Origin of the sequence: Streptomyces sp. NPDC090045 (assembly GCF_044747975.1) — a bacterium.
Lineage (GTDB): Bacteria > Actinomycetota > Actinomycetes > Streptomycetales > Streptomycetaceae > Streptomyces.
In genome coordinates this window covers 567,088-579,293 of the sequence record NZ_JBIVFA010000001.1, presented here as the reverse complement: position 1 = coordinate 579,293, position 12,206 = coordinate 567,088, and the positions used below count along the sequence as shown (strand labels likewise).

The following is a 12,206-nucleotide window of genomic DNA, read 5'->3' as shown; positions in this document are numbered from 1 at the left end:
GGCTCGGCCGCATGGAGAGCATGGAGGCCGGCAACGGCATGGAAAGCCTGCGGATCATCGAGACCTGGCCGGTGGACACGGCCGCGGCGGCCGTCGTACGCGCCGACGGGAGCCTCGCCGGCGCCCACGGGCCCGTCGACCACCGCTTCGCGCTGGCCTCCGTCACCAAGCCGCTCGCCGCGTACGCCGCCCTCGTCGCGTACGAGGAGGGGGCGATCGAGCTGGACGAGCCGGCCGGCCCCGAGGGGTCGACGGTCCGTCACCTGCTCGCGCACACCAGCGGCCTGGCCTTCGACGAGCACCGGGTGTCGGCCCCGCCCGGCGAGCGCCGGCTGTACTCCAACGCCGGATTCGAGGTCCTCGGCGACCACATCGCCAAGGCCACCGGCATCCCCTTCGCGGAGTACGTGCACCAGGCGGTCTTCGAGCCGCTGGGCATGGAGCGGACCACCCTGGAGGGCTCGCCCGCCAAGGACGGCGTCTCCACCGTGTCCGACCTGCTGCGCTTCGCCGCCGAACTGCAGGCTCCCCGGCTGCTGGACGTCCGCACGGTCGCCGCGGCCACCTCCGTCGTGCACCCCGGGCTCAAGGGCGTCCTGCCGGGGTACGGGCACCAGTCCCCCAACGACTGGGGCCTCGGCATGGAGATCCGCGACGGCAAGTCCCCGCACTGGACGGGCCTGTCCTCCTCGCCCCGCACCTTCGGCCACTTCGGCCAGGCCGGCACCTTCCTGTGGGTGGACCCGGACGCGCGCGCCGCGTGCGTGGCGCTGACGGACCGCGCCTTCGGCCCGTGGGCCGTGGCCGCCTGGACCCCGTTCACGGACGCGGTCCTGGCCGAACTGCGCGCGGCCTAGGGCAGTTCCCAGATCAGCAGTTCCCCCGGGGACCCGGCGGTGATCTCCAGGTCCCGCTCGGCGGTGATCCGCACCGAGTCCCCGGGGCCCAGTTCCTGCCCGTCCAGGCGCAGGTCGCCGCGCACCACGTGCAGGTACACCCGCTCCGCCGCCGGCACGGCCACCCGCTCGCCTGCGCCGGGCCGCCGCACGTGCAGGACGGCGCCGGCCGCGGGGACCTCGTAGGGAGTGCCGTCGGCGATGTCCCGGACCACCTCGTACGAGGGATCGCCGCCCGCGGCGAGGGGCGCGAGCCACATCTGCACGAAGCGCAGCCGTCCGGCGCCGTCGTTGCGCTCCACGTGCCGCGCGCCGGACCCGGCGCTCAGCCGCTGCACGTCCCCGGCCCGGACCAGGCCCTTCTCGCCGGTGCTGTCCTGGTGGGTGAGCTCTCCCTCGACGACCCAGGTCACGATCTCGGTGTGACTGTGCGGGTGCTCGTCGAATCCGGCGCCGGCGGCGAGGACCTCCTCGTTGCAGGCCAGGACGGGGCCGAAGCGCAGATTGTCCGGGTCGTAGAAGGACCCGAAGGAGAAGGCGTGCCGGGTGGTGATCCCGGCGGCCGGGTCCCCGCCCTCGTAGCGGTCGGCGCCTCGGCGTACATCAATCATGGGGGCCACGGTAGACCCAGTCGCGGCACGGGGTCGCGGGCCCGGCCCGGTACCGGACTCCGCGCACCCGTCCCGATAAGGCAGTCTTGTCACGTGCCCCAACCCGAACGTGAGCATTCCCCCGCCACACACGCCGCGCATCCCGCTCCCGCCCATCCGCACACCGCGACGCTGCGCCGACTGGAGAAGTCCTCCGGCCGGCTCGCCGCCAACGCGATCGCGCGGATGGACGAGACCCTGCCGTGGTACCGGGCGATGCCACCCGAGAACCGGTCCTGGATCGGCCTGGTGGCGCAGGCCGGCATCGCCGCGTTCACCGAGTGGTTCCGGCACCCGGAGACCCCGCAGGCGATCTCCACCGACGTGTTCGGGACGGCTCCGCGCGAGCTGACCCGGGCGATCACCCTGCGCCAGACCGTCGAGATGGTCCGCACCACGATCGAGGTCATGGAGACCGCGATCGAGGAGGTGGCGGCTCCCGGCGACGAGCAGATCCTGCGCGAGGCGCTGCTCGTGTACGCCCGGGAGATCGCGTTCGCGACGGCCCAGGTGTACGCGCAGGCCGCCGAGGCGCGCGGGGCGTGGGACGCCCGGCTGGAGTCCCTGGTCGTCAACGCGGTGCTGTCCGGCGAGGCCGACGAGGGTGCACTCTCCCGGGCGGCGGCGCTGGGCTGGAACTCCCCCGAGCACGTGTGCGTGGTGCTCGGCACCGCGCCGGAGGGGGACAGCGAGCTGACGGTGGAGGCGATCCGGCGCGCGGCCCGCCACCACAAGCTGCAGGTCCTCACCGGAGTGCTCGGGGACCGGCTGGTCGTCATCGCGGGCGGCAGCGACAACCCGATGCAGGTGGCGAAGTCGCTGATCGGGCCGTTCGCGGCCGGTCCGGTGGTGGCTGGCCCGGTGGTCTCCGACCTGCTGAACGCGACGAAGTCGGCGCAGGCCGCGGCGGCCGGGCTGAAGGCCTGCACGGCCTGGCAGGACGCCCCGCGTCCGGTTCTTGCGGACGATCTCCTGCCGGAACGCGCGATCGCCTCCGATCCCGCTGCCAGGGAACAACTGGTGGAGGAGATCTACAGACCACTGGAGGAGGCCGGGTCTGCGCTGCTGGAAACGCTGAGCGTCTACCTGGAGCAGGCGAGCAGCCTCGAAGGGGCGGCACGGATGCTGTTCGTGCACCCCAACACGGTGCGCTACCGGCTGCGACGTGTGACCGACGTCACCGGGTGGTCACCCTCCGATGTCCGCTCGGCGTTCACGCTGCGAATCGCCCTGATTCTCGGGCGTCTGGCCGACGGCGATCTCCAGTCCTAGACTTTTGTCGGACATCAACAATTACCCCGACGGTTCTTCGTCCCTGTCCCCACGGGCGGCCGGGACCATCCACAAGAGAGAGTGTGAGGGTGCTCGTACTCGTCGCTCCCGGCCAAGGCGCTCAGACGCCCGGCTTCTTGACTCCCTGGCTCGACCTCCCCGGTGCCGCTGACCGCGTCGCCGCCTGGTCCGACGCCATCGGGCTGGACCTTGCCCACTACGGCACGAACGCCGACGCCGACGAGATCCGCGACACGGCCGTGGCCCAGCCCCTGCTGGTCGCCGCGGGCCTGCTGTCCGCCTCGGCGCTGCCGGCTGCCCCGACCTTCGGTGCCGTCGCGGGCCACAGCGTCGGCGAGATCACCGCCGCCGCCTACGCCGGCGTACTGTCCGAGGCCGACGCGCTGTCGTTCGTCCGGACCCGCGGGCTCGGCATGGCCGAGGCCGCCGCCGTCACCGAGACCGGCATGGCCGCGGTCCTCGGCGGTGACCGCTACGTGGTCGTCGCCCACCTGGAGAAGCTGGGCCTGACCCCGGCCAACATCAACGGCGCGGGCCAGATCGTGGCCGCCGGCACCATGGAGCAGATCGCCGCTCTGGAGGCCGACAAGCCCGAAGGCTCCATGAAGGTCGTCGCCCTCAAGGTCGCGGGCGCCTTCCACACGCACCACATGGCCCCCGCGGTGGCCACGCTGGAGAAGGCCGCCGAGGCCCTCTCCCCGGCGGACCCAGTGCTGAAGTACGTCTCGAACAAGGACGGCCTTGTCGTCACCACGGGCGCCGACGTCGTCGCCCGCCTGGTCGGCCAGGTCGCGAACCCGGTCCGCTGGGACCTGTGCATGGAGACGTTCGCCGAACTGGGCGTCACGGGGATCATCGAGCTCTGCCCCGGTGGCACCCTGACGGGTCTGGCCAAGCGCGCGCTGAAGGGCGTACCGAGCGTGGCTCTGAAGACCCCGGACGATCTCGACAAGGCCGCGGCGCTCGTCGCCGAACTGACGGCCTGAGAGAAGGAGCCCACACAGCATGTCCAAGATCAAGCCGGCCAAGGGCTCCCCGTACGCCCGCATCCTCGGAGTCGGCGGCTACCGCCCGACCCGCGTGGTGCCCAACGAGGTCATCCTCGAGACCATCGACTCCTCCGACGAGTGGATCCGCTCCCGCTCGGGCATCGCGACCCGCCACTGGGCCTCGCCCCAGGAGACGGTCGCCGCGATGTCGGTGGAGGCCTCGGGCAAGGCGCTGGCCGATGCCGGTGTCTCCCCCGAGCAGATCGGTGCCGTGATCGTCTCGACGGTCTCGCACTTCAAGCAGACTCCGGCCGTCGCGACCGAGATCGCGCACCGGATCGGCGCGGTCAAGCCCGCCGCCTTCGACATCTCCGCGGGCTGTGCCGGTTTCGGCTACGGTCTGACCCTGGCCAAGGGCATGGTGGTGGAAGGTTCGGCGGAGTACGTCCTCGTCATCGGCGTGGAGCGGCTCTCGGACCTGACGGACCTGGAGGACCGCGCGACGGCCTTCCTGTTCGGCGACGGCGCCGGCGCCGTGGTCGTCGGTCCCTCGGCCGAGCCGGCCATCGGCCCCACGGTGTGGGGTTCGGAGGGCGACAAGTCCGACACCATCAAGCAGACCGTGCCGTGGGACGAGTTCCGCACCAAGGACACCGCCGAGAAGTTCCCGGCCATCACGCAGGAGGGTCAGGCGGTCTTCCGCTGGGCCGTCTTCGAGATGGCCAAGGTGGCCCAGCAGGCGCTCGACGCCGCCGGGATCACCGCGGATGACCTGGACGTCTTCATTCCGCACCAGGCGAACATGCGGATCATCGACTCGATGGTGAAGACTCTGAAGCTGCCGGAGCACGTCACGGTCGCCCGTGACGTGGAGACCACCGGCAACACCTCGGCCGCCTCGATCCCGCTCGCCATGGAGCGGCTCCTGGCGACCGGAGCGGCGAAGAGCGGCGACACCGCGCTCGTCATCGGCTTCGGGGCGGGACTCGTCTACGCCGCGACGGTCGTTACCCTCCCCTAGGGCCGGGATCCACATCCCGGTCCTGTTCTACCCAGTTACCCAGAGAAGGAGCGCCACATGGCCGCCACGCAGGAAGAGATCGTCGCCGGTCTCGCGGAGATCGTCAACGAGATCGCGGGCATCCCGGTCGAGGACGTCCAGACCGAGAAGTCCTTCACCGACGACCTGGACGTCGACTCGCTGTCCATGGTCGAGGTCGTCGTCGCCGCCGAAGAGCGCTTCGACGTCAAGATCCCGGACGAGGACGTCAAGAACCTCAAGACGGTCGGCGACGCCGCGGACTACATCGCGAAGCACCAGGCCTGAGCCTGACGAGCGTTTGTCGCCACCTGGCGGTGGCGCCGTGACAATTCAGCACCCCCTGAGACGTGGAGAAAGAATTCCTGTGAGCCCGACCAATCGCACCGTGGTCGTCACCGGTATCGGCGCAACCACTCCGCTGGGTGGCGACAGCGCTTCGACCTGGGAAGGTCTGCTTGCCGGCCGTTCCGGCGTGACGCCCCTGGAGGGCGAGCGCTTCGCCGAACTCCCGGTACGCATCGCCGCCCGTGCCGCCGTGGACCCGAGCGAGGTCCTGCCCCGGCCGCTGGCCCGCAAGCTCGACCGCTCGGCGCAGTTCGCCGTCATCGCGGCGCGCGAGGCGTGGGCCGACGCCGGCTACACCGCCCCGGCCGGCGAGGACGAGAAGATCCGCCCCGAGCGCCTGGGCACGGTGATCGCCTCCGGTATCGGCGGTGTCACCACCCTGCTCGACCAGTACGACGTACTGAAGGAAAAGGGTGTGCGCCGGGTCTCCCCGCACACCGTCCCCATGCTCATGCCGAACGGCCCGTCGGCCAACGTCGGCCTGGAGGTCAACGCCCAGGCGGGCGTGCACACTCCGGTCAGCGCCTGCGCCTCCGGCGCCGAGGCCATCGGCTACGCCGTCGAGATGATCCGTACCGGCCGTGCCGACGTGGTCGTCGCGGGCGGCACCGAGGCGGCGATCCACCCGCTGCCCATCGCCGCGTTCGCCAACATGATGGCGATGTCCAAGAACAACGAGAACCCCGAGCAGGCCTCCCGTCCGTACGACAAGGGCCGTGACGGCTTCGTACTGGGCGAGGGCGCGGGCGTCGTGATCCTGGAGTCCGCCGAGCACGCCGCCGCGCGCGGCGCCCGGGTCTACTGCGAGGTGCTGGGCCAGGGTCTGTCCGCGGACAGCCACCACATCGCGCAGCCGGAGCCGACCGGCCGCGGTGTCGCGGCCGCGGTGCAGAACCTGCTCGACAACACGGGTCTCGACCCGGCCGAGCTGGTCCACCTGAACGCGCACGCCACGTCGACCCCGCAGGGCGACACGGCCGAGCTGAAGGCCCTGCGCAAGGTGCTGGGCGACGACCTCGACCACATCGCGATCTCCGCGACCAAGTCGATGACCGGTCACCTGCTGGGCGGCGCGGGCGGTATCGAGACCGTCGCGACCGTGCTGGCGCTCTACAACCGGCTGGCCCCGCCGACGATCAACGTCGACGAGCTCGACGAGGACATCGACGCGGACATCGTGCGCGGCGAGCCCCGCAAGCTGCCGGCCGACGGCCCGATCTCCGCGATCAACAACTCCTTCGGCTTCGGCGGTCACAACGTCACCCTGGCGTTCCGCACCGTCTGATCCCGTACCGCACGGCGAAGGGCCCCGCACAGCGACTGCTGTGCGGGGCCCTTCGCGTCGTACGGGTTCAGACCACCTGGTGGAGCCAGCGGACCGGGGCGCCCTCGCCCGCGTAGCGGAAGGGCTCCAGTTCGTCGTCCCAGGGCTTGCCGAGCAGTTTGGAGATCTCCGCCTCCAGGTCGGTCTCGCCGCGTGCGGACCGGGCGAGGGCGGCGCGCAGCCGGTCCTCCGGGATCAGGATGTCGCCGTGCATGCCGGTGACGGCGTGGAAGATGCCGAGCTCCGGGGTGGAGCTGTAGCGCTCGCCCTCGGCGTTCGCGCACGGCTCCGCGGTCACCTCGAAGCGCAGCAGGTGCCAGCCGCGCAGCGCGGAGGCGAGTTTCGAGGCGGTGCCCGCTTCGGCCTGCCAGGAGAACTCGGCTCTCCAGGTGCCCGGGGAGGCGGGCTGCCTGATCCAGTCGAGGTTCACCCGCACCCCGAGCACGCCCGCAACAGCCCATTCCACATGCGGGCAGAGCGCGCGCGGTGCGGAATGCACGTACAGAACTCCACGTGTCGTCACCGGGACCTCCAGTGGTGGACGAGGTCGGGAATAAACTCCAGAAAACGGACAGTATGTGACGTGATGTAATGTAACGGAAATTATTTGACATTGCGCTACGGGACCTGCGGCCGAAACGCCACGGGAAAAAGCTACCGTGCGCCAGGGGTCATGGTGTGACGTACGGTCGCTACAAGACCCGTAAACACAGAGCTTTCACTCAGCAGGACCCCCCGAACGATGAGGGGGCGACAAGGAGGAGCCCTTCCCATGCGCACCACCGCTCCGCGCCGCCGCGCGCGCCGGATCCTCGCGGGCGCGGGTGCGGCGGCCGTGCTGCTGGCCGGCACGGCGACGGGGTGCAGCTCGGGCGGGTCGCACGGCGAGGGCGAGCGGGGGGCGCAGGCCGCTCCGCGCTGGAACACGGCGCCGGCCTCGGTCGCGGCCGTGGGCGACTCCATCACACGCGGTTTCGACGCCTGTTCGGTCCTGGCCGACTGCCCGGAGGTCTCCTGGGCCACCGGGAACGACCCCGCGGTCCGCTCCCTCGCCGCCCGGCTGCTCGGGGACGCCGAGGCGCCCTCCCGCAGCTGGAACTACGCGGTGACCGGCGCCCGGATGGCGGACCTGCCGGGGCAGCTGACGGGGGCCGCCGCACACAAGCCCGACCTGGTCACGGTCATGGTGGGCTCGAACGACGCCTGCCGGCCCACGGCTTCGTCGATGACGCCGGTGGCGGAGTTCCGGGACGGGTTCGAGAAGGCCCTCGCCGGGCTCCGGGCCGCGTCCCCCTCCTCCCAGGTGTACGTCTCCAGCGTGCCGGACCTCCAGCGGCTGTGGGAGCAGGGCAAGGACCTCCCGATGGTGCGGCAGATCTGGAAGCTGGGCATCTGTCAGTCGATGCTCGCCGACCCGCTGTCGGCGGCGACGGGGGCGACGGCCCGTCGCGAGCAGGTGCGGGCGCGGGTGGTCGAGTACAACGAGGTGCTGCGCGAGGTCTGCGGGAAGGACGCGCTGTGCCGCTACGACGGCGGGGCGGTGTTCCAGTACCCCTTCGCGGCGGATCAGTTGAGCCGCTGGGACTGGTTCCATCCGGGCAAGGACGGGCAGGCACGGCTGGCGGAACTGGCGCACCGCCAGGTGACGGCTGCCGAACCGCCACGTTGACGCCACTGTGCACGGAGGGTCCGGGGGTGAGGGTCAGGCCTCGCCCCCGGACCGGCTTTCAGGGGTGATTCAGGGGTGATTTCCAGCCATTTCCGATGGTTACGGTGTGTTACGCGATGTCGAGCGTGGCCGTCAGCCGCGTGTCACCGTGCGAGTGGCTCGCGCGGACCTCGTAGGCACCGCCGATCCGCTGCCAGTCGGAGGCCTCCTGGTCCCAGATCTCGAAGGCCCGGGCGGGCAGGTCGATCACGGCCTCGACGGTCTCGCCGGGTCCCGCCGTGACGCCCGCGAAGGCCGCCAGCCAGCTTGCCGGGCGCTCCACAGTGTCGTCGACCGGGGCGAGGTAGACCTGGACGACCTCGCGGCCGGGCCGGGTACCGGTGTTGGTGAGGCGGACCCGGACCGTGTCGGCGGTGGCCTCCAGGGACTCGTACGCCCAGTCGGTGTAGCCGAGGCCGTGCCCGAAGGGGAAGGCGGGGGCCACGCCGTGCTTCTCGTAGGCCCGGTAGCCGATGAAGAGCCCCTCCCGGTACTCCAGGCGCCCCTCGGTGGGGACGACTTCGGTGACGGGCGCGTCCGCGAACCGCGCGGGCCACGTGGTGGGCAGCCGCCCGCCGGGCTCCGCGTCGCCGAGGAGTACGTCGGCCAGCGCGGCCCCGCCCTCCTGCCCGGGGAACCAGGTCAGCAGCACGGCGGCGACGTCCTCGCGCCACGGGAGCTCCACCGGGGAGCCCGCGTTGACGACGACCACGGTGTTCGGGTTGACGGCGGCGACGGCGCGCACCAGGTCGTCCTGGCGGCCCGGGAGCGTGAGGTCCTGCCGGTCGAAGCCCTCGGACTCCACGCGCTCGGTGGTGGCGACGACCACGACGGCGGTGTCGGCGGTGCGGGCGGCGGCCACGGCCTCGGCGATCAGCTCGTCGGCGTCGCTCCGCGGGCCGAGGTGGAGCAGCGAGAACATGATCGCCTTGAGCGGCAGCGCGGACACGTCGGGGACCTGGTAGGTCAGCGACACCTCGACGGGCTCGCCCTCGGTGACGATGACGCGGGCGCGCTCGCTGGGGGCCCCGAAGAAGGCCTCGAAGGGGTCGGCCTCGTTGCCCATCTCCTGGACGCCCTCCCAGAGGGTCCGCCCGTCGACCGCGAGGCTGAAGGCGCCCAGTCCGCGGGTGCCGAAGGCGTGCTCGCCGCTCTCGCGCGGGAGGAACGTACCGGTGACCTCGATGCTCGCCATGGTCTCGTACGTGGCGCCGGCGGGCAGGTCGTCGCCGATCCACTGGACCTGGCCGGTCGGCAGGCTGCCCTCGCCGACGACGGCGCCGGAGGCGTCGCGGCAGACGGCGCGGAGCTCGAAGCCCTTGTCGGCGGGGACCAGTTCGTCGGAGGGGTCGGCACCGACGGTGAAGGTCAGGGCGCCCTCCGGGAGGGCGGCGGTGAGGCCGTCGAGCGGGGAGACGATCCGCTCGGGGAAGACGGTGGCGCTGCCGCCGCCGAGGACGCGGGCATCGCGGGCCGCGGCGCCGGAGAGGGCGACGGTGCGGCCGGCGGAGGCGTCGAGCGGCAGGGCGGCCCTTCCGCCGGGCGCGGTCTCGTTGCGCACGAGGACGAAGCCGCGGGCGGCGAGCTCGCGGGCCAGCGCCTGCCCGTCGACCGGGGCCGGGGCGGTCTCGACGACGGCGGGCGCGCCCTCCAGGGCTCCGACGCGGGCGGCGAGGCGCAGGACGTTGCGCACGGCGTCGTCGACGAGGGACTCGGAGACCTCCCCGGCACGGACCGCCTCGGCGAGGGCGGGTCCGTAGACGGTGGTGGGGCCGGGCATGGCCACGTCCAGGCCGCCTTCGATGTCGCCGGTGGTGGAGCGGGCGGCCATCCAGTCGGAGACGTTGTACCCGTCGAAGCCCCATTCGCCGCGCAGGACTTCGTTCACCAGGTACCGGTGCTCGGTCATCGTCGTGCCGTTGACCTGGTTGTAGGCGGTCATGATGCCCCACGGGTGGGCGTTCGCGACGATGGCCTCGAAGGGCGCCAGGTACAGCTCGCGCAGCGGGCGCGGCGCGATGACCGAGTCGACGGTGAACCGGTCGGTCTCGGCTTCGTTGCCGACGAAGTGCTTGACGGTGGTGCCGACCCCGCCGTCCTGGACCCCGTTCACGTAGCCGCTGCCGACGGCCCCGGTGAGGTACGGGTCCTCGGAGTAGCACTCGAAGTGGCGGCCGCCGAGCGGGGAGCGGTGCAGGTTGACGGTGGGTGCGAGCAGGACGTGGACGCCCTTGCGGCGGGCCTCCTGGGCGAGGAGCCGGCCGGCGCGGCGGGCGAGCTCGGGGTCCCAGGCGGCGGCGAGCGCCGTCGGGGAGGGCAGGGCGATGGACGGGTCGTCGGCGGTCCAGCGCACGCCGCGGACCCCGATGGGGCCGTCGGACATGACCAGGGACTGCAGCCCGATCTCCGGGATCGCGGGCAGCGACCACATGTCCTGCCCTGCCAGCAGTCGGGCCTTGGTGTCGAGATCGAGCTTCCCGAGCGCCACTTCGACGACGCTGGTGCGGACCTGATCGGCATCGGTCACGGCCGTGCCTCCTCGTTGAGTGCGGTGGTGCGGTGCGGTGCCCCCATCGTGGACCCGTTACCTGTTGAACGGTAGGGTTCGTAATCTTTTCGTGATATCAAGATGACGTACGGTCCTGCTGGCAGGAGTCGTACGGGAAGGGGTGGCGGGGCGATGGTCAGGGCGAGGAGCGAGGAGCGCCGCGGGGAGATCGTCCGCGCGGCCGTCGAGGTGATCGCGGAGCGCGGCTACCGGGGCGCGTCCCTGGGCACGGTCGCCGAACGCGTGGGCCTGACCCAGCAGGGGCTGCTGCACTACTTCCCGACCAAGGAGGCGCTGCTGGTCGCGGTGCTGGAGGAGCGCGACCGCTGGGACACCGGCGGCGGCTCGCGCGCCGCGGCCGAGACCTGGCGCCTCGACCTGCTGGCCTCGCTGGTGGAGTACAACGCGATGCGCCCGGGCATCGTGCAGACCTTCTCGGCGCTGCTCGGCGAGAGCGTCACCGACGGGCACCCGGCACGGGAGTTCTTCACCGAGCGCTACGCCCAGGTCCGTGCGGAGATGGCGGCGGTGCTCCGCGCCGAGTTCGGCGACCGCCTCCCCTCGGGCCTGACCCCGGAACAGGCGGCTCCGCTGCTGACGGCCGTCATGGACGGCCTCCAGTACCAGTGGCTGCTCGCCCCCGAGTCGGTGGACATGCCCGCCGCCTTCCGCTCCTTCCTGGCCCTCCTGCGGGGCCCTGCGGACTCCTAGCGGGCGGTCGGGGCTAGGGCGGGCCGAGCAGCGGGTCGTGGACCGGGCAGGACGGCCGGCGGCGGGGCACCCGGTAGTACGCCCGGTCGCGGAGCCGGCCCGTCCAGGGCCCCGCGGTGGACGGCCGTTTGACGAGGAGGTGCCGGCTGCTGCCCGCCTCCAGGTGCCCTCGGTACTCGCCCAGCAGCGGGTCCACCGCCCCGAGGAAATCCCGTATCTGATCCTCCACCAGGCAGAACGGGCAGTCCGGGCCGGGCGGCAGGTGGAACTGCCGGCCCTCCGGCCGGGCGTCGTTGCCGAAGGCGGTGAGGACCAGCGCGCCGGTGTACGTCACGCACACGCCCATCACCTGGGGCCCCTCGGAGCCCGCCACGTGCCCCACGAGCTCCCGGAAGCGGGCGGTGTCCACGCGCTCGATGCGTTCGAGCGCGGTCCGGGCCGCGGCCACGATGTTGACCACGGCCGCCACCAGGGAGACCGCGACGACCGCCGGCACCGCCCACGGCGGCCCGTCGTCCCACAGCAGCCACAGCATTCCCGCGTTCAGCACGACCATGAAGGCCACGGCCGCCCGCAGACCCGCGCCGGACGTCCGCACGACGCGGTACGCGAGGACCAGGAAGGCCCCGGTGAGGACGGGCTGGACCCAGTCGGGGGCCGTCACCAGGCTGAACCGTCACGTCGCATCGGATACCCCCCG

12 protein-coding genes are annotated in these 12,206 nt (G+C 72.1%); 8 read left to right on the top strand and 4 right to left on the bottom strand.

Translation table 11 applies throughout. The features are described 5' to 3' along the window. Positions 1 to 38: 38 nt before the first annotated feature. On the top strand, positions 39 to 857 hold the full coding sequence (locus ACIPYQ_RS02635; protein WP_361769436.1) for a serine hydrolase domain-containing protein: 819 nt from the start codon (positions 39 to 41) through the stop codon (positions 855 to 857). Here the strand turns inward: ACIPYQ_RS02635 and ACIPYQ_RS02630 are convergent. After that, positions 854 to 1,507 carry a pirin family protein gene (locus ACIPYQ_RS02630; RefSeq protein WP_401245458.1) on the bottom strand — a complete coding sequence of 218 codons (654 nt, stop codon included), beginning with the start codon at positions 1,505 to 1,507 and terminating at the stop codon, positions 854 to 856. The genes ACIPYQ_RS02635 and ACIPYQ_RS02630 overlap by 4 nt on opposite strands. A 93-nt stretch (positions 1,508 to 1,600) precedes the next feature. Between ACIPYQ_RS02630 and ACIPYQ_RS02625 the strand changes: the two genes are divergently transcribed. The 5 genes from ACIPYQ_RS02625 to fabF all read left to right on the top strand — a co-directional run bounded on the left by ACIPYQ_RS02625 (position 1,601) and on the right by fabF (position 6,500). Continuing rightward, the gene (locus ACIPYQ_RS02625) at positions 1,601 to 2,818 is read left to right on the top strand and encodes a helix-turn-helix domain-containing protein (protein ID WP_327413786.1); all 1,218 of its coding nucleotides are present in this window, start codon (positions 1,601 to 1,603) and stop codon (positions 2,816 to 2,818) included. Between the two features lie 89 nt (positions 2,819 to 2,907). Then, positions 2,908 to 3,825, top strand: a complete 918-nt coding sequence (locus tag ACIPYQ_RS02620; RefSeq protein ID WP_401245455.1) for an ACP S-malonyltransferase — start codon at positions 2,908 to 2,910, stop codon at positions 3,823 to 3,825. Positions 3,826 to 3,844: 19 nt separating this feature from the next. Next, a complete protein-coding gene (locus ACIPYQ_RS02615) occupies positions 3,845 to 4,849 on the top strand; it encodes a ketoacyl-ACP synthase III (protein WP_361769430.1) in 1,005 nt (334 codons plus the stop codon). Between the two features lie 57 nt (positions 4,850 to 4,906). Continuing rightward, on the top strand, positions 4,907 to 5,155 hold the full coding sequence (locus tag ACIPYQ_RS02610; protein ID WP_327413789.1) for an acyl carrier protein: 249 nt from the start codon (positions 4,907 to 4,909) through the stop codon (positions 5,153 to 5,155). Between the two features lie 79 nt (positions 5,156 to 5,234). Beyond that, entirely contained in the window at positions 5,235 to 6,500 is a 1,266-nt protein-coding gene (gene fabF, locus ACIPYQ_RS02605) for a beta-ketoacyl-ACP synthase II (protein WP_361769432.1), read from the top strand. 67 nt (positions 6,501 to 6,567) lie between these two features. Here fabF and ACIPYQ_RS02600 read toward each other — a convergent pair whose 3' ends face one another. Continuing rightward, complete coding sequence (locus ACIPYQ_RS02600) at positions 6,568 to 7,062, bottom strand: DUF3145 domain-containing protein (protein WP_361769104.1); 495 nt, start codon at positions 7,060 to 7,062, stop codon at positions 6,568 to 6,570. A 249-nt stretch (positions 7,063 to 7,311) separates the two neighbouring features. Here ACIPYQ_RS02600 and ACIPYQ_RS02595 point away from each other — a divergent pair, with 249 nt between their 5' ends. Continuing rightward, positions 7,312 to 8,208 (top strand): SGNH/GDSL hydrolase family protein, encoded by an 897-nt coding sequence (locus tag ACIPYQ_RS02595; protein ID WP_401245452.1) that lies wholly within the window; start codon positions 7,312 to 7,314, stop codon positions 8,206 to 8,208. A 109-nt stretch (positions 8,209 to 8,317) separates the two neighbouring features. On the opposite strand, the gene ACIPYQ_RS02590 is transcribed toward ACIPYQ_RS02595, so the two are convergent. Continuing rightward, a complete protein-coding gene (locus tag ACIPYQ_RS02590) occupies positions 8,318 to 10,774 on the bottom strand; it encodes a beta-glucosidase (protein WP_401245450.1) in 2,457 nt (818 codons plus the stop codon). Positions 10,775 to 10,927: 153 nt separating this feature from the next. Between ACIPYQ_RS02590 and ACIPYQ_RS02585 the strand changes: the two genes are divergently transcribed. Next, positions 10,928 to 11,506 (top strand): TetR/AcrR family transcriptional regulator, encoded by a 579-nt coding sequence (locus tag ACIPYQ_RS02585; RefSeq protein ID WP_361769110.1) that lies wholly within the window; start codon positions 10,928 to 10,930, stop codon positions 11,504 to 11,506. Positions 11,507 to 11,519: 13 nt separating this feature from the next. Here ACIPYQ_RS02585 and ACIPYQ_RS02580 read toward each other — a convergent pair whose 3' ends face one another. Continuing rightward, positions 11,520 to 12,170, bottom strand: coding sequence for a hypothetical protein (locus ACIPYQ_RS02580; RefSeq protein ID WP_401245448.1), 651 nt, complete (start codon positions 12,168 to 12,170; stop codon positions 11,520 to 11,522). Positions 12,171 to 12,206: the final 36 nt, after the last annotated feature.

Coding starts and splice junctions, on each gene's coding strand:
- ACIPYQ_RS02635 (WP_361769436.1), top strand. CDS start 39: ATGGAAAGCCTGCGGATCATCGAGACCTGGCCGGTGGACACGGCCGCG.
- ACIPYQ_RS02630 (WP_401245458.1), bottom strand. CDS start 1,507: ATGATTGATGTACGCCGAGGCGCCGACCGCTACGAGGGCGGGGACCCG.
- ACIPYQ_RS02615 (WP_361769430.1), top strand. CDS start 3,845: ATGTCCAAGATCAAGCCGGCCAAGGGCTCCCCGTACGCCCGCATCCTC.
- ACIPYQ_RS02610 (WP_327413789.1), top strand. CDS start 4,907: ATGGCCGCCACGCAGGAAGAGATCGTCGCCGGTCTCGCGGAGATCGTC.
- ACIPYQ_RS02595 (WP_401245452.1), top strand. CDS start 7,312: ATGCGCACCACCGCTCCGCGCCGCCGCGCGCGCCGGATCCTCGCGGGC.
- ACIPYQ_RS02585 (WP_361769110.1), top strand. CDS start 10,928: ATGGTCAGGGCGAGGAGCGAGGAGCGCCGCGGGGAGATCGTCCGCGCG.